The 21,533-nt window shown below is 73.8% G+C and carries 20 protein-coding genes and 1 pseudogene; 7 read left to right on the forward strand and 14 right to left on the reverse strand.

Annotated features, from left to right (window positions below):
* The 3 genes from IE265_RS33920 to IE265_RS33930 all read left to right on the forward strand — a co-directional run.
* A partial coding sequence (locus IE265_RS33920) for a phosphoglucose isomerase-related protein (protein ID WP_506005206.1) occupies positions 1–289 on the forward strand: 289 nt, incomplete at its 5' end.
* A gap of 6 nt (positions 290–295) precedes the next feature.
* Positions 296–1,174 (forward strand): phosphogluconate dehydrogenase (NAD(+)-dependent, decarboxylating), encoded by an 879-nt coding sequence (gene gnd, locus IE265_RS33925; RefSeq protein WP_190039610.1) that lies wholly within the window; start codon positions 296–298, stop codon positions 1,172–1,174.
* Positions 1,175–1,179: 5 nt separating this feature from the next.
* Complete coding sequence (locus IE265_RS33930; RefSeq protein ID WP_190039611.1) at positions 1,180–1,767, forward strand: histidine phosphatase family protein; 588 nt, start codon at positions 1,180–1,182, stop codon at positions 1,765–1,767.
* 145 nt (positions 1,768–1,912) lie between these two features.
* On the opposite strand, the gene IE265_RS33935 is transcribed toward IE265_RS33930, so the two are convergent.
* Together IE265_RS33935 and IE265_RS33940 are read right to left on the reverse strand one after the other, a co-directional pair.
* On the reverse strand, positions 1,913–3,706 hold the full coding sequence (locus IE265_RS33935; protein WP_190039612.1) for a bifunctional sugar phosphate isomerase/epimerase/4-hydroxyphenylpyruvate dioxygenase family protein: 1,794 nt from the start codon (positions 3,704–3,706) through the stop codon (positions 1,913–1,915).
* A 216-nt stretch (positions 3,707–3,922) separates the two neighbouring features.
* Positions 3,923–4,825, reverse strand: a complete 903-nt coding sequence (locus IE265_RS33940; protein ID WP_190039613.1) for a shikimate dehydrogenase — start codon at positions 4,823–4,825, stop codon at positions 3,923–3,925.
* Between the two features lie 214 nt (positions 4,826–5,039).
* Between IE265_RS33940 and IE265_RS33945 the strand changes: the two genes are divergently transcribed.
* Together IE265_RS33945 and IE265_RS33950 are read left to right on the forward strand one after the other, a co-directional pair.
* Positions 5,040–5,705, forward strand: a complete 666-nt coding sequence (locus IE265_RS33945; protein ID WP_190039614.1) for a TetR/AcrR family transcriptional regulator — start codon at positions 5,040–5,042, stop codon at positions 5,703–5,705.
* A gap of 223 nt (positions 5,706–5,928) precedes the next feature.
* The gene (locus IE265_RS33950) at positions 5,929–7,281 is read left to right on the forward strand and encodes an MFS transporter (RefSeq protein WP_190039615.1); all 1,353 of its coding nucleotides are present in this window, start codon (positions 5,929–5,931) and stop codon (positions 7,279–7,281) included.
* A 164-nt stretch (positions 7,282–7,445) separates the two neighbouring features.
* Here the strand turns inward: IE265_RS33950 and tgmB are convergent, their stop codons facing one another.
* The 7 genes from tgmB to ribA form a co-directional block, all read right to left on the reverse strand.
* Positions 7,446–8,435 (reverse strand): ATP-grasp ribosomal peptide maturase, encoded by a 990-nt coding sequence (gene tgmB / locus IE265_RS33955; protein WP_190039616.1) that lies wholly within the window; start codon positions 8,433–8,435, stop codon positions 7,446–7,448.
* A 16-nt stretch (positions 8,436–8,451) separates the two neighbouring features.
* Entirely contained in the window at positions 8,452–8,643 is a 192-nt protein-coding gene (gene tgmA, locus IE265_RS33960; protein ID WP_190039617.1) for a putative ATP-grasp-modified RiPP, read from the reverse strand.
* Between the two features lie 948 nt (positions 8,644–9,591).
* On the reverse strand, positions 9,592–10,755 hold the full coding sequence (locus IE265_RS33965) for a saccharopine dehydrogenase family protein (RefSeq protein ID WP_190039618.1): 1,164 nt from the start codon (positions 10,753–10,755) through the stop codon (positions 9,592–9,594).
* A gap of 7 nt (positions 10,756–10,762) precedes the next feature.
* Positions 10,763–11,809: a saccharopine dehydrogenase gene (locus IE265_RS33970; protein ID WP_190039619.1), complete on the reverse strand. Its 1,047-nt coding sequence runs from the start codon at positions 11,807–11,809 to the stop codon at positions 10,763–10,765.
* Positions 11,806–12,960, reverse strand: a complete 1,155-nt coding sequence (locus IE265_RS33975) for an NAD(P)/FAD-dependent oxidoreductase (protein WP_268255896.1) — start codon at positions 12,958–12,960, stop codon at positions 11,806–11,808. The genes IE265_RS33970 and IE265_RS33975 overlap by 4 nt, the downstream gene beginning before the upstream one ends.
* A complete protein-coding gene (locus IE265_RS33980) occupies positions 12,957–13,112 on the reverse strand; it encodes a hypothetical protein (protein ID WP_190039620.1) in 156 nt (51 codons plus the stop codon). Before IE265_RS33980 ends, IE265_RS33975 begins: the two co-directional genes overlap by 4 nt.
* A 380-nt stretch (positions 13,113–13,492) precedes the next feature.
* Entirely contained in the window at positions 13,493–14,152 is a 660-nt protein-coding gene (ribA, locus tag IE265_RS33985) for a GTP cyclohydrolase II (protein ID WP_190039621.1), read from the reverse strand.
* Between the two features lie 39 nt (positions 14,153–14,191).
* On the opposite strand from ribA, the gene IE265_RS33990 reads away from it, so the two are divergent.
* Positions 14,192–14,983, forward strand: a complete 792-nt coding sequence (locus tag IE265_RS33990; protein ID WP_190039622.1) for a creatininase family protein — start codon at positions 14,192–14,194, stop codon at positions 14,981–14,983.
* Positions 14,984–15,186: 203 nt separating this feature from the next.
* Here IE265_RS33990 and IE265_RS33995 read toward each other — a convergent pair.
* From IE265_RS33995 to IE265_RS34015, 5 genes and pseudogenes are all read right to left on the reverse strand, one after another.
* Positions 15,187–16,194 (reverse strand): annotated as a pseudogene (locus IE265_RS33995) (lysylphosphatidylglycerol synthase transmembrane domain-containing protein); the annotation flags it as partial.
* A complete protein-coding gene (locus tag IE265_RS34000) occupies positions 16,194–17,207 on the reverse strand; it encodes a class I SAM-dependent methyltransferase (protein WP_190039623.1) in 1,014 nt (337 codons plus the stop codon). The pseudogene IE265_RS33995 and the gene IE265_RS34000, both read right to left, overlap by 1 nt.
* Positions 17,204–18,304: a glycosyltransferase family 4 protein gene (locus tag IE265_RS34005; protein ID WP_190039650.1), complete on the reverse strand. Its 1,101-nt coding sequence runs from the start codon at positions 18,302–18,304 to the stop codon at positions 17,204–17,206. Before IE265_RS34005 ends, IE265_RS34000 begins: the two co-directional genes overlap by 4 nt.
* Positions 18,305–18,327: 23 nt before the next feature.
* Entirely contained in the window at positions 18,328–18,726 is a 399-nt protein-coding gene (locus tag IE265_RS34010; protein WP_190039624.1) for a 6-pyruvoyl trahydropterin synthase family protein, read from the reverse strand.
* 451 nt (positions 18,727–19,177) lie between these two features.
* Entirely contained in the window at positions 19,178–20,185 is a 1,008-nt protein-coding gene (locus IE265_RS34015) for an NAD-binding protein (RefSeq protein ID WP_190039625.1), read from the reverse strand.
* Positions 20,186–20,308: 123 nt separating this feature from the next.
* Here IE265_RS34015 and IE265_RS34020 point away from each other — a divergent pair, with 123 nt between their 5' ends.
* Positions 20,309–21,148 (forward strand): CDP-alcohol phosphatidyltransferase family protein, encoded by an 840-nt coding sequence (locus IE265_RS34020; protein ID WP_190039626.1) that lies wholly within the window; start codon positions 20,309–20,311, stop codon positions 21,146–21,148.
* The last annotated feature ends 385 nt before the right edge of the window (positions 21,149–21,533 follow it).

Genomic DNA, 21,533 nt, shown 5'->3' on the forward strand with positions numbered 1-21,533 from the left:
GGACCTGGTGGCGCACCGGACGTTCGCGGGCAACCGTCCCACGACCACGATCCTCGCCCCCGAACTGACCCCGTCCGTCCTGGGCCAGCTGATCGCCCTCTACGAGCACAAGGTGTTCGTCCAGGGCGCCATCTGGGACATCGACTCCTTCGACCAGTGGGGCGTCGAACTCGGCAAGGTCCTCGCCAAACGCATCGAACCCGCCCTCACCGACGGCACCACCGTACCCGGACTCGACCCCTCCACCACCGCCCTCGTCGCCACCTACCGCACTCTCCGGAAGAAGTGAACTGACATGCAACTCGGTCTGATCGGTCTCGGCAAGATGGGCGGCAACATGCGCGAGCGCATCCGCCGCGCGGGCCACACCGTCATCGGATACGACCGCAATCCCGCCCTCTGCGACGTCGGCGGCCTCGCCGAACTCGTGCGCAGCCTGGAGGCGCCGCGTGTGGTGTGGGTGATGGTTCCGGCCGGGGCCGCGACCCAGTCCACCGTCGACGAGCTGGGTGAGCTGCTGGAGCCGGGCGACGTCGTCGTCGACGGCGGCAACTCCCGCTGGACCGACGACGAGAAGCACGCCGAGGAGCTCGCCGCCAAGGGCATCGGATTCGTCGACGCGGGCGTCTCCGGCGGCGTCTGGGGACTCCAGAACGGGTACGCGCTGATGGTCGGCGGCGACCCCGGGAACATCGCGAAGGTCCAGCCCGTCTTCGACGCCCTCAAGCCCGAGGGCGACGCCGGCTTCGTCCACGCGGGCAAGGTCGGCGCCGGCCACTTCTCCAAGATGGTCCACAACGGCATCGAGTACGCCATGATGCAGGCCTACGCCGAGGGCTGGGAGCTCCTGGAGAAGGTCCACTCGGTCACCGACGTGCGCGAGGTCTTCCGCTCCTGGCAGGAAGGCACGGTCATCCGCTCCTGGCTGCTGGACCTCGCGGTCAACGCCCTCGACGAGGACGAGCACCTGGACGGACTGCGCGGCTACGCCCAGGACTCCGGCGAGGGCCGCTGGACCGTCGAGGCGGCCATCGACAACGCCGTCCCGCTGCCCGCCATCACCGCCTCCCTCTTCGCCCGCTTCGCGTCCCGCCAGGACGACTCCCCGCAGATGAAGATGATCGCCGCCCTGCGCAACCAGTTCGGCGGCCACGCAGTCGAGTCCGCGAAGTAGGCGTCGTGGGCGACCTCCTGCTGGTCCGCCACGGCGAGACCGAGTGGAGCGCGTCGGGCCGGCACACCAGCTGGACCGACCTGCCGCTCACACGGCACGGCGAGGAGGAGGCCGCGTCCCTCGCCCCGCTGTTCGCCGGGCGCTCCTTCGCGCTCGTCCTCACCAGCCCGCGCGCCCGTGCGATGCGCACCGCGCGGCTCGCGGGCCTCGGTGGCGCCGTCTCCGATCCCGACCTGCGCGAGTGGGACTACGGCGCGTACGAAGGCGTGCCCACCGTCGACATCCACCGCACCCGTCCCGACTGGTTCCTGTGGACCGACGGGGTGCCGCCGGGGCCGGACGGGCATCCCGGCGAGTCGGCGGCCCAGGTGGGCGAGCGCGCCGACCGCGTGCTCGGCCGCGCGGCCGAGGCCCTCGCCGACGGTGACGTGGTGCTGGTGGCCCACGCCCATCTGCTGCGGGTCCTGACCGCGCGGCGGCTCGGCCTCCCCGCCGAGGACGGCCGGCTGTTCCGGCTCGGCACGGGCACGGTGAGCCGGCTGTCCACCGAGCACGGCCGTCCGGTCGTCGCGGAGTGGAACACCTCGCCGTAGGGCACGCCGGACCGGACCGGACCGCGCCCGCAACGGCGGGGCGGCCCGGTCCCACCGCGGACGCGTCCGTGACGCGGGTCGGCGGTGGCGCCGACGGGCCGGCGGGTTGCTGTGCACGAGGGGCCGGGAACCCCGTACGTCCGGGTCAGCCGACCGGCCGCCGGCCGTGCTGCGCCGCGAGCCGCACCGGGGCGTTCTGGGCGCCGTACCCCCGGTGGCCCGGGTCGCGCTGGACGAGTTCGAGGAAGACCCGGCCGACGGTCTCCGTGTAGCAGTGGCGGAACGCGCCGCCCGCGTCGCGGTCGTAGAGGATGCCCAGCTCCCGGTAGGCCTCCAGGTCGGCGTCCGGAAGGGCGTACTTCGCCGCCAGGTCGTCGTAGTAGTTGGCGGGCACCGGGAGGAGGCGGCCCCCCGCGTCGCGGAACCGGCGGGCGGCGGCGACGAGGTCGCCGGTGGCGAACGCGATGTGCTGGGCGCGGCCGGCCTCGTCGGCGGTGGGGGCGGGGCCCACCCCGAGTGCGATCCGTACGCTGCCGTCGTCGTTGGCGACGGCCCGGCTGCGCAGCAGTCCGTACGGGTCCGCGACGTCCACGCTCTCCTGTGCGGCGAGCCCGAGGACGCTGCGGTGGAAGAGGGCCGCCTCGTCGAACTGGTGCCAGGGCTGGGTGAGGGCCAGATGGTCGACGTGGAGCAGGCCGCCGGTGGGCGGCCGGTGCTCCACGGCCTCGAAGTCGCTTGTCCAACTGGGCAGTCCGGGCCGGTCCGTCGCACAGAAGAAGAGTTCGGTGCCGTCGGGCGCGGCGACCGCATCGAGTTCGACGTCCCCGGGGGCGCGGCGGCGCGGCAGGACGGGGGCGAGCAGTGCCTCGGCGCGCTGGGCCGCGCCCGCGGGGTCCGGCGACTCCAGGCCGACGGCGGCCAGCCGGGTGCCGTCGCGGCGGGCGGCGGGGCCCGTGTTGAGCAGTACGCGGGCCCCGCCCTGCTGCCACAGGTCGACGGGCTTGCTGCGGTGCCGGGCGGTACGGGCGAAGCCGAGCGCTTCCAGCAGTTCCGTGACCGGTTCCACGTCGGGGGTCACGAGTTCGGCGAAGGCGATGCCGGTGGGGACGACGGGTGCGGGCGGCGCGCTCACCCCGGCGTCCTCCTGGAGGACGAGCAGGGAGCGCAGGGCGTCCACGGCGGTGGGGCCCGCCTCGGCCTGGCGGAACACGTCGTTGAACACCTCCAGGGAGAGCGGCCCGTCGTATCCGGTGCGCAGGACGTGGCCGACCAGCCCGGCGACGTCGAGCCCGCCCTGCCCGGGGAAGCAGCGGTAGTGGCGGCTCCACTGGAGGACGTCCATCGCCATCAGCGGGGCGTCGGCGAGCTGGAGGAAGAAGATCTTCCCGCCGGGGATGTCCTCGACGCCCTTGGGGTCGGAGCCGCGGGCGAGGATGTGGAAACTGTCCAGACAGGTGCCGAGCGCCGGGTGGTCCGCGGCCTCGACGATCCGCCAGGCGTGGTCGTACGTGCTCACGTGGCGGCCCCAGGCCAGTGCCTCGTAGGCGACGCGGATGCCGGCGTCGTGGGCGCGCTCGGCGAGGCGCCGCAACTGCGAGGCGGCCAGCGCGTCGTCGTCCAGGGCGAGCGGGGAGACGCTGGAGCAGACGAGGACGGTGTCGGCGCCGAGCCGTTCCATCAGCCGGAACTTGTGCTCGGCGCGGCGCAGGTTGCGCTCGAACTCGTCCGCCGGGACTGCCTCGATGTCGCGCATCGGCTGGTACAGGTCGATGCTCAGGCCCAGGTCGGCGCAGCGCGCACGGACCTCCTCCGGTGTCAGGGGGCTGGCGAGGAGGTCGTTCTCGAAGATCTCCACCCCGTCGAAGCCCGCCCTGGCCGCGGCCGTGAGCTTCTCGGTGAGGGACCCGCTGAGTGAGACGGTGGCGATGGACGTGCGCACGGGGTGCTCCTTCGATCGGGCTCGGGGCCGGGGGCTCGGATGCGGGAGGGGTCGGGTTCGGGTGCCGGGGCTCGGACGCCGGCGGAGGCTCGGGCGCCGGCGGGAGTTCGGGGCCCGGAGGCTCCGGGGCCTGGGAGGTCGGTTCCGGTTCGGGCGCCGGTCGCGTACCGGGGGCCCGGGGCGGACTCCGACGGCGGACCGTCCGCGGCGGGTCCCTCAGCCGCGGACCCCGGCCGCGTCGGACTCCCCGGCGGCGGGGGTCCCGGCGGCCAGCTCCGCGATGTCCGCGAGCATCCGGGTGCTGTCGGGTTCCCGGCCCGTGAAGAGCCGGAACGCGTCCGCGGCCTGGAAGACGGCCATGCCGCCGCCGTCGAGCGTCGGGCAGCCCACCGCGCGGGCGGTACGCAGCAGTTCCGTCTCCAGGGGGCGGTAGACGACCTCGGCCACCCACAGACCGGGGTGCAGCAGTCCGGCCGGGAACGGCAGGCCGGGGTGGGCGGCCATCCCGGTGGGCGTGGCGTGCACGACGCCGTCGGCGCCGGCGAGCAGGGAGGCCAGCCGGTCCGGGGAGCCGGCGGCCGCGCGGCCCTCGCCGAAGTGCCGGTTCAGCGCGGCGGCGAGGTCCGAGGCCCGGTCGGGCAGCGGGTCCACGACGGTGACGTGCCCGGCGCCGAGGGTGAGCGCGGCGTGCGCGACGGCCGCCCCCGCGCCGCCGGCACCGAGCTGCACGACCCGGTCCAGCGGGGCGTCGGGCAGGCCCCGCGCGAAGGACGCGGCGAACCCGGTGACGTCGGTGTTGTGGCCGATCGCGCGGCCGTCCTCGAAGACGACGGTGTTGACGGCGCCGAGCGCCTCGGCCTGCGGGGCGAGCGCGTCGAGGTGCCCGATGACGAGCTGCTTGCACGGGTGGGTGATGTTGAGCCCGTCGAAGCCGAGGTCCCGGGCGGCGCGCACCAGGTCCCCCACCGCGTCGGGGGTGACGCCGAGGGTGTCGATGTCGATCAGGCGGTAGAGGTAGCGCAGGCCCTGCCGGTCCGCCTCGCGCTCGTGCAGCGCGGGGCTGAGCGACGGACCGATGCCGGAGCCGATGAGCCCGACGAGAAACGACTCCTGGGCCATCACGGTCCTCCTGGCTGACGTCGACGCCAATGTACGAACTGGTTCGTTAGTCGTATCACGGGGCAGGACACCGGGGAAGAGGCGCACGGCACGGAATCGCCCCCGCGCCCGGCCGGACGACCACCGCTCCGCGTCCCGGGCGGCGGCTTCTACAATCGCGGGCACCGGCGCCGCCCGACCGCGCGGGCCCTGGACCTCTGCCGAAGGACACCCGATGACCACTGTCGAAGAGCCGGCTCGCCCCGGGGGCCGCATCCGGGACGCCGCCCGCACGAAGGCCGAGATCCTCGACGTGGCGACCCACGAGTTCGCCCGGGCCGGGTTCGCCGGGGCGCGGGTCGACGAGATCGCGGCCCGCACCCGCACCACGAAGCGGATGATCTACTACTACTTCGGCGGCAAGGAGCAGCTCTTCACCGCGGTCCTGGAGCGCGCGTACACCGTGATCCGGCACGCCGAGCAGGAGCTGGACGTCGAGCACCTGGACCCGGTCGCGGCCATCAGGCGGCTCGCCGGGCTGACGTTCGACCACCACGAGGCGCACCCGGACTTCATCCGCCTGGTGAGCATCGAGAACATCCACGAGGCCGAGCACATCGCCGCCTCCGAGGAACTGGGCAGGATCGGCTCCCCGGCCCTCGACGTGATCCGCCGCATCCTGGAGTCGGGCCGCAGCTCGGGGCTGTTCACGGCCGACGTCGACGCCGTGGACCTGCACGCGATGATCAGCTCGTTCTGCTTCTTCCGGGTCGCCAACCGGCACACCTTCGGCGCGCTCTTCGGCCGCGACCTGACCGCCCCCGACCAGCGGGAGCACTACCGGACGATGCTCGGCGACATGGTCATCGCGTATCTGACGGCGGACCGCTCGGCGGACTGACGCCGGCCGGCGGGCCCCCGTCGTGCCGCGGGATTCCCGCGCCACGACCCCTTGACACCGGAGAAACGCGGGCGCAACATCCGTAGCCATCCACTACTAACTACCCAGTGGGTTAATTAATCGGGCCACGGCCCGGCACAGCCGACCCGCTCACCCCCCAGGGCCCGGCACCCCTCCCGTACGTCACTCCGCGTCCCCCGGAGTCCCCTCGAAGGAGCACGCCGTGTCAGTCCCCGCAAGCCCGCCCGCCGCCCCCGCGGGCCAGCCGAAGAAGGCCGCCACGGCCGCCTGGATCGGCAGCGCGCTGGAGTACTACGACTTCTTCATCTACGGCAGCGCCGCCGCGCTGATCTTCCCGGACGTCTTCTTCGACGAGTCGGACCCGGCGACCGCGACCCTGCTCTCCCTGGCCACCTTCGGCGTCGCCTACGCGGCCCGTCCCGTCGGCGCGCTCTTCCTCGGCCACTTCGGCGACCGGCTCGGCCGCAAGAAGATCATGGTCTTCACGCTGATGCTGATGGGCGTGTCGACGTTCCTCATCGGCTGCCTGCCCACCCGCGACCAGGTCGGCACGCTGGCCCCCGTCCTGCTGGTCCTCTGCCGTGTCCTGCAGGGCATCTCGGCCGCCGGCGAGCAGGCGAGCGCCAACTCGATGTCGTTGGAGCACGCGCCGCCGGACCGGCGCGGCTTCTTCACCAGCTTCACCCTCAGCGGCACCCAGGGCGGCCAGCTCCTCGCCACGCTCGTGTTCATCCCGGTCGCGGCGCTCCCCGAGGACCAACTGCTCTCCTGGGGCTGGCGCGTCCCGTTCTGGATGAGCATCGCCGTCGCCGTCGTGGGCTACGTCATCCGCCGCACGCTCGAGGAGACCCCGACCTTCACCCGGCAGGCCGCCACCGAGGGCGTCGCGAAGATGCCTCTCGCCGTGCTGCTGCGCGACTACTGGGCCGACGTCCTGCGTGTGGTGGCCGCCGCCCTCGTCGCCTCGGTCAGCACGATCTTCACGGTGTGGGCGCTGGCGTACTCGACCAGTGACGCCGTCGGCATGGACCGTACGTCGATGCTCTGGGTGGGCGCGCTCGCCAACCTCGTGGCCCTCGCCGCGATCCCGCTGTGGGCCACGCTGTCCGACCGCGTCGGCCGCCGCCCGGTCTTCCTGATCGGCGCCGCGGGCAGCGCGGTGATGATGTTCGCCTACCTGTGGGCCATCTCCACCGGCTCGTACCCGCTGGTCATGGTCCTCGGAATCATCACCTTCGGCGTCGTCTACAGCGCCGCGAACGGGGTCTGGCCGTCCTTCTACGGCGAGATGTTCCCGACCCGGGTGCGGTTGTCGGGCATGGCCGTCGGTACCCAGATCGGCTTCGCGGTCGCCGGGTTCGCGGTGACCTTCGCCGCGCAGATCGCGGGCCCCGACGGCGACGACTGGAAGGCCGTGGCGCTGTTCACCGCCGCGCTGTGCGTCCCGCCGGTGATCGCGGCGATCACCGCGCGCGAGACGCACACCGTGCCGACGGAGCGGCTCGGCGAGCGGGCGGGGACGAAGTCCCCGGACCGGGCTACCGTGTCGGCCTGAGCCGTCCCGGGCGACGGCCCGCACCCCTTCGACGCGGTCGGTCCGTCACGGCCGTCACGACCCGTCCGGACCCCCGGCAGCTCCCGCTGTCCGGGGGTTCCGGCGTCCCCGGGCCTCCGGGCGCGGGCTTCCGACGGGGTCCGCGACGCCCGGGTCCGTACGGCTCAGTGGCCCTCCAGGAGCCAGGCCCTGCCCCCGTTGGACGGGACCGGGTCAGGTCCGGGGGCCGCCAGCCAGTCGGCCACCGAGCGCGCGACGGGCTGGCCGGACTCGATCTGGACGAATCCGAACTGGCCCGACTGGTTGCACTCCAGGAACCACCACGTCCCGTCGCCGTCCTCCGCGAAGTCGAAGGCCCCGTAGGCGAGGCCGGCCTCCCGCAGGTAGGTGCGCACCCCGGCGGCCACCCGCGGCGGGGGCTCGACCGGGAGCCACGTGGTGTCGGACGTGGCGAAGCGCACGTCGACCTCGTCGGGGTCGGCGTCCGGGCCGACCGCCTTGCGGGCGGCGTGGATCCGGTCGCCGACGCAGGTCATCCTGATGTCCGCCCGCTTGGCGACCCGCCGCTGGAGCAGGGTCGGGCCGTAGGCGACGGCCGAGAAGTCCGCGTCCGGGGCGACCCTGCTGGTGGGCACGGCCCGCGGCGGCTCCTGCGGATGCGCGCCCGAGACGGGCTTGACCACCAGGTCCGGGAAGCGGTCCGCGAAGTCCCTGGCGGCCTGCGGGAACGTGGTGATCAGCGTGGCGGGTACGGGAAGCCGGCTGCGCTGGGCGAGGCGGAGCTGCCAGGGCTTGTGGCGGGCACGCCGGGCGGCGTCGGGGTGGTTCATCCAGCGCGCGTCCGTGGAGCGCAGCATGCCGTACAGCGCCTGCGAGGTCTCCTCGCTGAGCCAGTCGGAGGGCTCGGCCGCACGGGTCGCGGGAACGCCTGGCCTGCGCACCCAGACGGACCTCAGCCCGCTCATGCTCACCATGCGGCCGCCGGCGGACAGATGGCCGCGGAAGGCGCCGTGCACGTACTCGCCCGACAGGGCCACCGGGCCGGGCAGGTCCGCGGGATCGAGGCGGACGACCGGGACGCCACTCCCGTCGAGTTCCGCCACCACCATGTCCGCGGTCACATCCTGTTCGCACGTCAGGATCAGAACCGTCATTGTCGCGGGTCCGGATTCAGTCGTCGAAGTGGGTCTTCGAGCCCGCCGTGGACGTGGTGGCCCCCAGGTCCCGCAACACGGCGTAGTCGTGCGCGGCGAGCCGCCCGTCCGGAAGCACGTTCAACTGCAGTCTGGAGTCATAGGCATACGGAACGCTGACCTCCAACTGCTGGGCCGGACGGGCGTAGTTGAGCGCGAACGGTCGCATCGGTTCTCCTTGCTCGGTGCGTACCCGTCAAGCGGATCGTGACGCTCCGACGTCACGTCGCCCGACGGGTCTGCTGGGCTTCCACGGAGATATACGAATCGAACTGGAGAATGGTTGCCTTACTCTGCGTAGTCATCGGAGGAGTACGGTCCGTGAACGGCTCCGGCTCCCGCCGTCCTGCGCGCACAGGGCGGGCGTCCACCTCGTAGGACGTATGCCCCGGAGGTACGGATCCGGGGCCGCGCGGAGGTCGGCGCGCGGGCGCGCCCGAGCGTCTGGTGGTCGCCCAAGGCGCCGTCCGGGTGACCGCGGACCGGCCGGTCGGCATGCCGCGGCAGCCCGGCCCGTCGTGTCCGCAGGGCTCTGGCCTCGCGTTTCATCCGGAGAACACCTCCCTCTCACCCGTCACGTCCGCCAACCGGAGCCGGACGGCGCACCGTTCGCCCCGGGACGGGGACCCGCCCCGCGCGGGGCCGGGCGTCCCGGCCGGACGGTGCCGGCCCGGCCGGACCGCGACGCCGTCCCGGTGCGGACGACGCTCTTGTTCCCGGGTACCTGGGTTCCGTGTCCCGTCACGGATGTGTCGCACATCTCACGTCGAACGGGCCGCGCGACGGGGCGAACGGGGTTTGCGCGGCGGGTCGGAGGGAAACGCGGAACCCGACGCGCGCACCGGGGGCCGCAGTCGGCGCACATCGCCCCTCGACGCACATCGCCCGCGGCCGAACCGGGCCTGCCGGATGCGCGTCCTGACGGCGGCTCAGGGAGGCCCACGCGCGAACCGGTGCGCCGAGTGCACCCGGCCCTCGACCGAACGGCCCGGACAACTCGGACGGCTCGAACGGCTCGGACGGCTCGGACAATCCTGAAAACCCGGTCGGCCCGGACCGTCCACCCGACCCGGACCGCCCGGAGCCGGGTCCCGGGGTGACGTCCCGGGGGGTCAGGTCAGGCCGGCTCGTCCGTTCGCAGACCGAAGTCGAGCCCCTCGGCGGCGAGTTCGGACAGCCACCGCTCGGACCGTTCGGCCGTCTCCGCCGCCCTGCTGAGTCCCGGCGGCAGATCGCCGTCCAGGACGTGCCGCACGCCGAGCGCGAGCGTACGGGACACGCAGCGGGCCATCGCGCTCTCCCGCGCGTCCCCCTCCTGGTCCAGCAGGTACCGGCCCGACCAGGTCCGTCCCGAGCCGTCGCGCACGTCGAGCGAGACGGCGAGGACCACCCGGTCGCGGTCGGCGCCGGTCATCGGGTGGCGGGCCGCCAGTTCCGCCGCGAGCCCGGCGATCCGCTCGTCGTCCCCTCCGCGGAGTTCCTCGAAGACCGGCTGCCAGGCGTCGAGCCAGCCGTCCAGGCGCAGGGTGCCGCGGATGAAGGTACGGGGCGTCCAGGCCCGCGGCAGTCCGTACTGGGCGAGGAACGGGAGGCTGTCGCGGTTCGGGTAGGCCTCGAACGGCTCGCCGTCCACCAGGTGCGGCCGGGTGGCCTCCCAGGGCCGCTCCACCGTCGTCTCGGCCCCGTCCTCCAGGTAACGGGCGGGCGAGCGCAGCGCGTTGAGGACTCCGGTCGGAGCCCAGCTGAAGCGGTACCTGAAGGCGTTGGGGACCGCGGGGACGCCACCGCAGTAGGAGGTGAGGTCGGCCTCGGCGGTCCCGGTGCCCAGCCGCTCCCGGGCTCTCGCGATCAGCGAGTGCGCGAAGAGGTGGTCGATGCCCGGGTCGAGTCCCGCCTCGGTGAGGACGACGAGCCCCGCCTCCCGCGCCGCCGGGACGTGTTCGAGGACCGCGTCGGAGACGTAGCTGGAGCACGCGAAGTGGGCCCCACGCGCCACACAGGCCGCCAGCAGCGGCGCGTGCCCGGTCGCGGGCAGCATCGAGACCACGACGTCCCCGGGCGCCAGTTCGGCGGTGAGCGCGGGGGGTGTGAGGGCGCGGGGCTCCGCGCGCCCGGTGAGCCCGAGGGCCGCGAGGGCTTGCACGGCCCGCTCCCGCGTCCGGTGCCACAGGCGTACGCGGGCGCCCGAGTCGACGAGCGCGGCGAGGCCGCTGCCCGTGGAGAGGCCGGCGCCGATCCAGTGGACGGTGCCGGAGGCGGGGACTGCGCTCGGAGCGTTCATCGCGGGCTCATCCCTCCGTCAGTCCGAGTGCGCGGCACGTCTCGTCGAACCTGTCCCGGCAGCGCTCCCACTCCCCGCCCGACGCAAAGGCGGGCAGCCGGGGCGCCAGCGCGGCCGAGAAGTCCCTACTGGCCTCACGGGGCAGCAGGGAGGGCAGGTTGTCGATGGCGACGAGGTCGAGGACGGGCCGCTCGTGGAGACGCCGTACGGGGTCCGTCCAGTCGGTGACCGTGTCGTAGACCGGCAGGACGTTGTAAGGGGAGCCGACGTCGCAGGTCACGTCGCACACCGTGCGCAGCCGGCGGCCCGGTTCGTCCAGGTCCTTGTCGGTGAGGAAGGGGGTGACGGGCCCGGTGGTCAGGACGGTGTTGACCATCAGCTCGTGCGCGAGCAGGGCCGCGCGGTCCAGGTCTCGGGTCTCGGCGACGTCCCAGCAGGTGGGGGCGGCGCCGGCCTCGGCGAGCGCGGCGCGCGCGCCGACGCCCGAGCGGCCCAGCGCGCCGATCACCAGCGCGTCGAGGCGGTCCTCCCCGGGGACGGGCCGCAGCGCCTCGTCGAGTTCCTCCTTCGAGGTGGGGCGCAGCGGGGCCGTCAGCCGGCCCCGGTGGTGCAGGACGGCCAGCGCGGCGCCCACGTAGCCCGCCCAGTGGCCGAACGCGGCGAGCCTGCGCCCGTGCTCGTCCACCAGGTACTCCAGGTCGAAGAGCGCCCCTCCCCCGGCGGCGAACCGGGTCAGCAGGGCCCGCGCCCCCGGCTGCTCCTTGTACGCGTGCCCGAAGAAGACATGCCGGTGCCGCAACTCCGCCGGCTCGTCCGGGAGTTCCTTGAGGCCGACGACCACCGCCCGCGGAGGCGCGCCGGTCCAGGAGCCGGCCGGGACGATCCGGCAGCCGGCCGCCTCGTACTCCTCCACCGGGAAGATCCGCTGCGGGGACTCCTCGACGGTCAGCGTCACGCCGCTCCCGACGAGCCGACCGGCGTCCGCGGGCACGACCGGGGTGCGCCGCTCGGTCGTACGGGTCTCGTGGCGCAGCCACAGGTGAAGCTCGCTCATACGCAGTTGACCTCCGGTCGCGGGGCGTCTGCGGCGAACCGTTCGGCACGCAGCGGGGTGATGTCGACGAAGGGATCATGCCCCAGGAAGAGGTCGCGGACGACCTCGCCCACGGCGGGTCCCTGGAGGAATCCGTGTCCGGAGAACCCGGTCGCGTACAGGAAGCGGGAGACCGAACGCGCCTCGCCGATCAGCGCGTTGCGGTCGGGGGTGACCTCGTACAGGCCCGCCCAGCCGCCCGTCCTGCGCAGGTCGAGCAGGGCGGGGGCGCGGTGCTCCATGGCGGCGCACAGGCGCGGGATCCAGCGGTCGTGCGTCCCGGTCGCGAAGCCGGTGCTCTCGTCGGGGTCGGACATGCCGAGGAGCAGACCGGGGCCCTCGGCGTGGAAGTACAGGCTGCTGGTGAAGTCGATGGTCATGGGCAGGCGGGGCGGCAGGCCGGGAACCGGTCCGGTGACGGCGATCTGACGGCGCAGCGGCTCCACCGGGAGGTCCACGCCGGCCATCGCCCCGACGGCCCTCGACCAGGCGCCCGCGGCGCAGACGACGGTGGAGGTGGCGATCCGGCCGCGGTCGGTGACGACGGCCGTGACGGCGTCGCCGCGGGTCTCGACACCGGTCACCTCGCAGTGCCGTACGAGGGTCGCGCCGTGGCGGCGGGCCGCCGCGGCGTAGCCGTGCACCACGGCCTCGGGGGTGCAGTGGCCGTCGTCCGGGGAGAAGGCGGCGGCCAGCAGTCCCTCGGTGCCGATCAGCGGCGACAGGCGGCGGGCCTCTGCCGGGTCCGTCATACGGCTGGGTACGCCGAGGGCGTTCTGCCGTCGTACCCCGGCCTCGAACGACGCGACGTCCTCGGGCGTTGACAGCAGGAAGAGGTAGCCGACGCGGTGCAGCCCGATGTCCTGGCCGGTGTCCCGCTCGAAGCGGGCGAAGGCCTCCAGGCTCCGCGCTCCGAGCAGGATGTTGAGTTCGTCGGAGAACTGGGCGCGCACACCGCCCGCGGCGCGCGAGGTGGAGCCCGACGCCAGTTCGCCCCGCTCGACCAGCAGCACGTCCTCGACGCCGGCCCGGGCCAGGTGGTAGGCGATGCTCGTGCCCATCACTCCGCCGCCGATCACGACGACCTCCGCGCGTGCGGGCGGGGCGTTCACGCCGGCTCCCGGGCGCGGGCGGCGTCGGCCTCGCGGCGGTCCGGTGCGAAGGACACTGCTCTCACGGCCGTGCGGACCCGGGCGAGCCGTGCGCCGAGGACGCCGGGGGTGCGGTCGAGGGTGCGGGCGTGGACCAGCGGCATCGCGCTCACGGCCTCCCCCGCCGGGTCGACGGCCGTGACGGGAGTGCCGAGTTCGGCGGCGAGCAGCCGGGCGGCCCGTGCCCGGTGCTCCGGGGTCGGGTGAAGCGGGCGCGCCGGGCGCGCCGGGACTCGATCGCGGTGTCGGTGCCGGGCAGGGCGGTCACCTCGTCGTGGGAGGGGTGGAGGACGTCGTCGGTCGTCCTCTGTACCTTTCCCACGCCCGCGCCGGTGTCACTCCACCGGCGCGTCCGGGTGACGGCCCCGCGCGGTACCCGCACCCCGACGGGCCTGCCGCGCGATCCCGCGCGGCCCCGGGTGCGCGCTTGTTCGGTCGGCCCGCCGCCGCGCGCCGCCGGGGAGGTCGGCGGCGCGCGGGGCGGCTGCGGGGTTCAGGCCCGGTGGCCGACCACCGCGTCCAGGTGGGGCAGGTCGTGGTCCAGGCGCTCGCGCTTGGTCCGCAGGTAGGTGATGTTGTCCTCGCACGGCGGGATGAGCAGCGGCACCTGCTCGTCGACTCTGATGCCGTTGCGGAGCAGTGCCTCGCGCTTGCGGGGGTTGTTGGACAGCAGTCTCACCGAGCGGACGCCGAGGTCGTGCAGGATGTTCGCGGCGACGCCGTAGTCGCGGGCGTCCACGGGCAGTCCCAGGGCGAGGTTCGCCTCGACCGTGTCGAGCCCCTCCGCCTGGAGCTTCATCGCCTGGAGCTTGGCGAGCAGCCCGATGCCGCGGCCCTCGTGCCCGCGCAGGTAGACGAGGATGCCGCTGCCGTTGGCCGCGATCTCCCGCAGGGCGGTGGTGAGCTGGGGCCCGCACTCGCAGTGCTGGGACCCGAACGCGTCCCCGGTCAGGCACTCGGAGTGCAGCCGGGTGAGCATTCCCTGTTCCTGTATGTCGCCGTACACCAGGGCAACTTGTTCGTCTCCGCGATCACGGTCCAGGTATCCGACGGCCTGGAAATGGCCGTACACCGTGGGCAGCGGGGCAATCACGACCCGTTCGACACCTGAGGGGTGGACTTTCCCGGCGAGCACGCCATCTATTTCTGTCATGATTCTGGTTCCTAAGCAGAGACGAAAGGTCGCGAGAACATGGTCAATTCGGACGGTTCGGAAACTCGGTTCACGGTGTCAGGCCCCTTGCCGGGGGACACCACGGAGGATGTGCGCGCACGAGGCGCCGGTGTCGCCCGGCAGGTCGCCGTGCTTCCCGTGGGCAGCTTCGAGCAGCACGGACCGTATCTTCCGCTGTCGACCGACACGCTCGTCGCCTGCGCGATCGCCCGGGAGGTGGCTTCCGCATTCCCCGTTCACCTCCTTCCTCCGGTGACGATCTCCTGCTCGCACGAACACGCGGCCTGGCCGGGAACGGTGAGCATTTCCTCCGTGACTCTTCATGCGGTGGTGCGGGACATCGCCGACTCGCTGCGCAGGTCGGGTGTGGACACCCTCGTTCTTGTCAACGGACACGGCGGAAACTACGTACTGGGCAACGTCGTTCAGGAATCCACCGCCGCCGGTGCGCGGATGGCTCTCTTCCCGGCGGCCGAGGACTGGGAAGCGGCGCGGGAGAGTTCCGGGATACAGACCTCGTTGCTCAGCGATATGCATGCGGGGGAAATCGAGACCTCCATTCTGCTGCACACCGATCCGGAATTCGTCAGGCCCGGCTACGAAACCTCCGACTTCGTCGCCGACGACCGCAGGCATCTGCTGGCCCTCGGCATGTCCGCCTATACCAAGTCCGGTGTCATCGGGCGCCCTTCGAGGGCGTCCGCCGAGAAGGGGAAGGAGATCCTCGCCTCGTTGGCCGGCTCCTTCGGAGCGTACTTCTCGCTGCTGACATCGGAGACCGGGCTTCCGGCCGTAACTGATCGGCACTGACTGTCCCCGTCCCTTCCGGCGCGGACCGCGATCCGGGTCCCCGGCGACTCCACCTCGGAGTCCGGGCCCGGCTCGGCCGCCGCGCTGTCCACCCGCGGGCGCCGCAGCCCCGCGTACCACCGTCCGAACAGGACCGCGACGCCGGGCAGGCTCGCCACGAGGCTGAGCACCCCGTAGACCACGGCCACCGTCAGTCCCTGCGCGGCTCCCAGACCGGCCGCGCCGAACGCCCATGCCGTGACGCCCTCCCTCGGCCCCCAGCCGCCGACGTTCAGCGGCAGCCCCATCGCGATCAGCGCGAGCAGTGCCAGCGGCACCAGTTCGACGGCCGGGGCGTCCGATCCGGCCACCCGTGCGGCCAGCAGGAACATCGCCACGTGCCCCGCGAGGACGACGACGGACGACAGGGCGACACCCGGCCAGCTGCCCCGCGCGAGCAGGGCCCCGCGGGCCTCGGTGAGCGCGCCGCGCACGGCCGGGAACCGGCGCGGGACGCGCGTCCCGCGCCTCGTGCGCAGCACCACGGCCCCGGCCGCACCGCACAGCGAGACCGCGGCCAGCAGCACGGCGAGGTGCCGTGTCCGGTCGAGGACCGGCGAGGGCACGGTGAGCAGCACGCTCACGCCGACCAGGGCCAGGACGGCCTGCCCCGCGACCCGTTCGAGGACGACCGCGCGCACTCCGCGCCCGACGTCCCCGGCGCTCTGCCCGTGCCGCACGGCGCGGTGGACGTCCCCGAGCACGCCGCCGGGCAGCGCCGCGTTGAGGAACAGCGCCCGGTAGTAGTCGGCGACGGCTGCTCCCAGCGGCAGCCCGAGCTTCATGCCGCGGGCCACCACGCACCAGCGCCAGGCGCTGAACACGGTGGTGAGCAGGCCGATGCCGAGCGCGGCCAGCACGGTTGGCCCGTCGATGCGGCGCAGGCCCTCGACGAAGACGCCGGTGCCCAGCCGCCAGGTCAGCACGGTGAGGATGACGATTCCGGCGACCGTGCCGAAGTGGGTGCGCAGGACACGGGAGCCGAGGCCGGCCCGGAGACCCGCGGCGAGGCGGGTCCGACCGGCACGGGGCCGGAGGGCCGGGACGTCCGGGCGCGCATCGACTCGCGCCCGGGCGGTCCGCCCCTCCGTGCCGCCGTCACCGGCCGTGGACGACGGTGCGTCGTCCACGGCGGCTGCCCGGGCCTCGTCCGCCATGGCCTGCGCGCCCATCAGGCTCCCCCTGTCGGGCGGGCCAGTGCGAGCAGGTCGCAGTGGTGGACCACGGCGTTCAACTCGCCCGCGGCGCACTGCGCGAGGCGCTCGCGGAGGTACTCCTCGGCGCGGGGGGCCAGTTCGGGGTCCTGCTCGACGGCGGCACCGACCCAGCCCTCCAGCCACTGGGCGCTCAGCGCGGACTCGTCCGGACCGAGGCGCCACGCGCTGGGGTGCACCCGTACCGTCGCGCCGTGCCGTGCGAACGCGTCGCAGGCGGCGTCGACGGCGTCGGGGCCGAGCAGGTCGCCGCGGCGCTGGTGCGCGTTGAAGGCGGCGGCGATCTCGGCGTCCAGCGGGTGGGCCGGGGTGAGTTCGACACGGCCGACGACCGAGAGGGTCAGCAGCGCGGGGCAGCCGGCGCCCGCGCAGGCCGCGGCGAGCGCGTCGATCTCCTCGGTGGTGAGGACGTCCAGCAGGGCGGAGGCCGTCACCAGCGAGGCACCGGCCAGTGCGTCCGAGGTCAGGCGCGCGACATCGCCGCGCTGGGTCTCCACGGTGACCCGGCTGCCGTCGGCGGCCGACTTCGGCGAACCGACGGCGGCGAAGTGCAGCAGGTACGGGTCGCGGTCGTGCAGCACCCAGTGCTGGGGTCCGTCGAGCCGGGGCGCGAGCCAGCGGCCCATCGACCCGGTGCCGCAGCCCAGGTCGTGGATGACGAATCCGTTGGCCCGCTTCGGGAGGTTCGCGAGCCGGATGCGCAGCGGGTCGAGGAGGTCGGCCGCACGGGCGGCCGCGTCGGCGCTCTCGCGCAACTGGAGCCATTCGGGGGCGAAGCGCGGGACCTCGTCGGTGGCCTCGCTCCGCCCTCGGTCGCCGAGGCGAATCGTTCCGGTGTCGCGTTCCGGCACGTGGGACCCGTTCTCCTCGCCGTGACCCCGCGAGTCGGCCGAGGCCGGCCCGCCGGCTTCCGGTGCCGCTGTCGTCGTGCCGTGTCCGGGAGTCCCGGACGGCGTGGTGCTCGTGGTCATGCCGCCCCCCTGCTTGCTTCTGCCCTCAATCGCCCCAGTACACCCGACAGACTCCGGGCCGTCGTGGCCCAGCCGTCGAGGGAGGCGCGGCGGGCGCGCGCCGCGGACTTCAGCCTGCGCCGCACGTCGGGCTCGCCGAACCAGCCGCGCAGCTCGGCCGCGAGCGCGGCCGGGTTCTCCGGGGGTACGAGGAGGCCGGGCACCCCGCCGTCGGGCGCGCGCCCGACCGCCTCGGGGAGCCCGCCGACGTCCGTGGCGAGGACGGGGATGCCGCGCGCGAGCGCCTCGGTGACAGCCATTCCGTATGTTTCGGCGTACGACGTGAGGACCATGAGGTCCGCGGAGGCGTAGCTCGCGTCGAGTTCGGCGCCCTGCTGGGGGCCGGCGAGGCGCAGCCGGTCACCGAGCCCGTGCCGCCCGATCAGGTCCCGGAGCTCGGACACGTACTCGGGGTCGTGGGTGAGACCGCCGACGAGGACGCAGCTCCAGGGCAGTTCGGTGACGGTGGCGAGCGCCTCAACCAGTCGGTGCTGGCCCTTGCGCGGGGTGACGGAGGCGACGCACAGCAGCCGGGACACGCCGTCGGTGCCGGGGGCCAGGGGCGCGATGTCGGCGCCGGGGGCGGCGACATGGACCCGGTCGGGCGCGAGCCCGTGGTGCGCGACCAGCCTGCGGGCGGCCCACTCGCTGGTGGCGACCACGGCGGGCACGGCGCGCAGGGTGGCGCGTTCGCGGGCGTCGAGGTCCGCCGCGACCTCGGGGGTGAGTCCCGTCTCGTCGCCGAGCGGCAGGTGCACCAGCACGGCCAGGCGCAGCCGTTCGGTCTCCGCCGCGATGATCTCGGGGACGGAGCAGGCGACCAGGCCGTCGAGGAGGACGACGGTCCCCTCGGGAAGTTCGGCGAGGACGCGGGCGAGTTCGGCCCGGGCCTGCGCGCCGGGGTGGGGCCAGCCGCCGTCGACGGCGTGCTTGTGGACCTGCCAGCCGAAGCCGGGCAGGTCCAGGCTCACCCGGACGTCGTAGCTGTTGCCGCCGCTCGGCTTCGCCGGGTCGTCGACCCCGCCGGGCATCACGAAGTGCATGGCGCGCAGGGACATGGGGATGATGTCGGCGTGGTTCCTCACAGCTCACGCTCGTAACTCGCCCAGGCGACGTGCGATTCGTGCAGGGTCACGGTGAGGCCGGTGAGGCCTCGGGCGCCCTCGCCGAGCGCGCCCTTCCCGATCCGTTCGGCGAGGCGGTCGGCGACCACCTTGGCCAGGAACTCCGTCGAGGTGTTGGTGCCCGCGAACACCGGTTCGTCGTCGAGGTTGCGGTAGTTCATCTCGCTGACCACCTCCCCCAGCTCCTTGGTGGCCAGTCCGATGTCGACGACGATGTTGTCGTCGTCCAGCTCGGGGCGCCGGAAGGTGGCGTCCACGAGGAACGTCGCTCCGTGCAGGCGCTGCGCGGGTCCGAAGACCTCTCCGCGGAAGCTGTGGGCGATCATCAGGTGATCGCGGACGGTGATGCTGAACAACGGACGACCCTCCAGGTGCGGCGCGTCTGACCCCTCTGCCGGGGCGTGCCGTGTAGTACGGCCGGTCCGTTCTCCGTGTTCAGGGGGTTCGGGTCGGAGTTTCGGACGTGCTGTCCCGGGTGGGGGTGCCAGGTGGGCGCGTGGTGCGAACGTGCTTGACGGGGTTCGGACTTGACTCTCGGTTGCCGGCTCGTGGCCGGGGCGGCGACTTCACGGCCGGGGGACGGATCGGGCACGGGGGGCGGGGTCGGGGGCGGGGTCGGGGCGGGGGTTCAGGGATCGGTACGAACGTTTTCGGGCCGGATGCGGACGGTGGATGCAGCGGAGGCGGACCGGTCGGGGTCGGGCCGGGTCGATCCGGACAGGGTGGGCCGGCTCGGGTGAGCCGGACCGGGTGAGCCGGACCGGGTGAGCCGGACCGGGTGGGCCGGACCCGGTGGGGCCGGCTCGGTCAGACCGGTTCGGGTCGGTTCGGGGTGTCCTCGGTGTCGTAGCGCACGAGGTGGCACAGGGCCGTGGTCTCCCCCGAGGCCAGCGCCCCCATCGTCTCCGGCAGCTCGTCGAAGGCGCACTCGCCGGTGATCAGCGCGTCGAACGCCTCGTCGGCGAGCAGGTCCAGGGAGAGCGCGAGCCGGTCCGCGTAGGTGCGGCGGGACGCCCTGGCCGGGGAGACCGTGCCGACCTGGCTGCTGCGTACGACCAGGCGGCGGGAGTGGAACGCCTCGCCGAGCGGCAGGCTGACCCGCCGGTCGCCGTACCAGCTCAGCTCGACGACCGTCCCTTCCGGGGCGAGCAGTTCGAGCGAACGGGCGAGCCCGGCCTCGGTGGCGCTGGCGTGGACGACGAGGTCGAGGTCGCCCGTGGCGTCGCCCGGCAGCGCGAAGTCGACGCCGAGGGCCCGGGCGATCTCCGCGCGCGCCGGGTCCGCGTCGACGAGTTGCACCCTGGCCGCGGGATAGCGGGCGAGGAGCGCGGCGACACTCGCGCCGACCATGCCGGCACCGACCACCGCGATCCGGTCGCCGAGCAGCGGCGCCGCGTCCCACAGGGCGTTGACCGCCGTCTCCACGGTTCCGGCGAGCACTGCGCGCGAGGCCGGCACGGTGTCGGGGACGGGCGTCACGGCGCTCGCCGGGACGACGTACCGCGTCTGGTGCGGGTAGAGGCAGAAGACGGTACGGCCGACGAGTTCGGCGGGCCCCTCCTCGACGACACCGACGCTGAGGTACCCGTACTTGACCGGTCCGGGGAAGTCGCCCTCCTGGAAGGGCGCCCGCATGGCGGCGTGCTGACTCTCCGGCACCCCGCCCCTGAACACGAGCGTCTCGGTGCCCCGGCTGACTCCGGAGAAGAGCGCGCGCACCAGGACCTCCCCCTCGCCGGGCGCGGGCAGGTCGACGTCGCGGATCTCGCCACGTCCGGGTGAACCGAGCCAGAAGGCGCGGGCGGAGCGGTCCATTTCGACATCCTCCTGAAGAGTGGTGCTGAACGATCGGGCGGCGAGGCACGTACCGACCTTTGCGAAGCCGCGCACAAGGTACGCGGCAATGATCGTCTCTGTCACCTGGCCGGAGGATGTGCGGTGGCCCTGAACAACACGTACGACGCGAGGCTCTTGCAGCAGGAGACGGCCGTGGGAGCGGGCGTGCAGATCCTGTTGCTGACCGTGCTGGGCACGGCGATCGGCATGGGCCCCGCGGGCTGGCTCACCGGGCTGGCGTTCGCTCTCGCGACGTGGGCGGTGCTCTCGCGCGCCCTGCACCGCTCCCGCCCCCGGTCCTTCGGGCCGGCGAACCGGGTGACCCTGGGCCGGGCCACCCTCGTCGGCGGGGTGACCGCCCTCGTCGCGGACTCCTTCCAGAGCCCTCCGCCCATCACGGTCCTGGTCGCCCTCACCGCGGTCGCCCTGATCCTCGACGCGGTCGACGGCAAGGTCGCCCGCCGCACCGGTTCGTCCACCGCGCTGGGCGCCCGCTTCGACATGGAGGTCGACGCGTTCCTCATCCTGGTGCTCAGCGTGTACGTGGCGACGATCGTCGGCCCGTGGGTCCTGCTGATCGGTGCCATGCGGTACGCCTTCGTGGCGGCCGCCAGGTTCCTGCCCTGGCTGAACGGAACCCTGCCGCCGAGCACCGCCCGCAAGACGGTGGCCGCCCTCCAGGGTGTCCTGCTGCTGCTCGCGGGCTCGGGCATCCTGTCGTACGCCCTGACGGTGGCGGTCGCCGCGCTGGCCCTGGCCCTGCTGACCTGGTCGTTCGGACGGGACATCGGCTGGCTGCGGCAAGTGCGCCACCGCACCCGGCAGGAGGCCGGCCGGGCCGCGACGCGCGAGGAGGCCGCCGAGCCGGCCGGGCTCACCGGTCCGGAGGGACAGCACGTCGAGCCGGTGCGCCGGCCCACCGCGGTGGGCGCGCGGAGCTGACTCCGGCCGGACGCCGTGGCGGCGACCCGGACACGCTCGGACACACGGGAGGGCGTCGGCACGGCCCGGAGCCGTGCGGGCGCCCTCCCGCGCGTCTCCGTCGGGCGACCGGAGCGCCGGGACCACGGGGATCACCGGGCGACCGGGACCCGCCAGGCCACGGGGGCTGCCCGGAGCCACCGGCCCACCGGGCGCCGCGCGTCTCCGTCGGCCGACCGGACCACCGGGACCACCGGGATCACCGGGACCCGCCAGGCCACGGAGGGCTGCCCGGAGTCACCGGGCGACCAGGCCACGGGCTGCCTCCCGGAGCCACCGGCCCACCGGGCGACCAGGACCAGCCGTGCCGGCCAGGTCAGGCCAGGTCAGGCCAGGTCAGGCCACC

It is taken from the genome of Streptomyces fructofermentans (genome assembly GCF_014651055.1).
GTDB classification, from domain to species: Bacteria; Actinomycetota; Actinomycetes; order Streptomycetales; family Streptomycetaceae; genus Streptomyces; species Streptomyces fructofermentans.

What these genes read in the sequence shown, in the direction of transcription:
- IE265_RS33940 (WP_190039613.1), bottom strand. Translation starts at nt 4,825, where the DNA reads ATGGCCCAGGAGTCGTTTCTCGTCGGGCTCATCGGCTCCGGCATCGGT.
- IE265_RS33990 (WP_190039622.1), top strand. Translation starts at nt 14,192, where the DNA reads ATGGTCAATTCGGACGGTTCGGAAACTCGGTTCACGGTGTCAGGCCCC.
- tgmA (WP_190039617.1), bottom strand. Translation starts at nt 8,643, where the DNA reads ATGCGACCGTTCGCGCTCAACTACGCCCGTCCGGCCCAGCAGTTGGAG.
- gnd (WP_190039610.1), top strand. Translation starts at nt 296, where the DNA reads ATGCAACTCGGTCTGATCGGTCTCGGCAAGATGGGCGGCAACATGCGC.
- IE265_RS33965 (WP_190039618.1), bottom strand. Translation starts at nt 10,755, where the DNA reads ATGAACGCTCCGAGCGCAGTCCCCGCCTCCGGCACCGTCCACTGGATC.
- IE265_RS34015 (WP_190039625.1), bottom strand. Translation starts at nt 20,185, where the DNA reads ATGGACCGCTCCGCCCGCGCCTTCTGGCTCGGTTCACCCGGACGTGGC.
- tgmB (WP_190039616.1), bottom strand. Translation starts at nt 8,435, where the DNA reads ATGACGGTTCTGATCCTGACGTGCGAACAGGATGTGACCGCGGACATG.
- ribA (WP_190039621.1), bottom strand. Translation starts at nt 14,152, where the DNA reads ATGACAGAAATAGATGGCGTGCTCGCCGGGAAAGTCCACCCCTCAGGT.
- IE265_RS33945 (WP_190039614.1), top strand. Translation starts at nt 5,040, where the DNA reads ATGACCACTGTCGAAGAGCCGGCTCGCCCCGGGGGCCGCATCCGGGAC.
- IE265_RS34005 (WP_190039650.1), bottom strand. Translation starts at nt 18,304, where the DNA reads ATGTCCCTGCGCGCCATGCACTTCGTGATGCCCGGCGGGGTCGACGAC.
- IE265_RS34000 (WP_190039623.1), bottom strand. Translation starts at nt 17,207, where the DNA reads ATGACCACGAGCACCACGCCGTCCGGGACTCCCGGACACGGCACGACG.
- IE265_RS33970 (WP_190039619.1), bottom strand. Translation starts at nt 11,809, where the DNA reads ATGAGCGAGCTTCACCTGTGGCTGCGCCACGAGACCCGTACGACCGAG.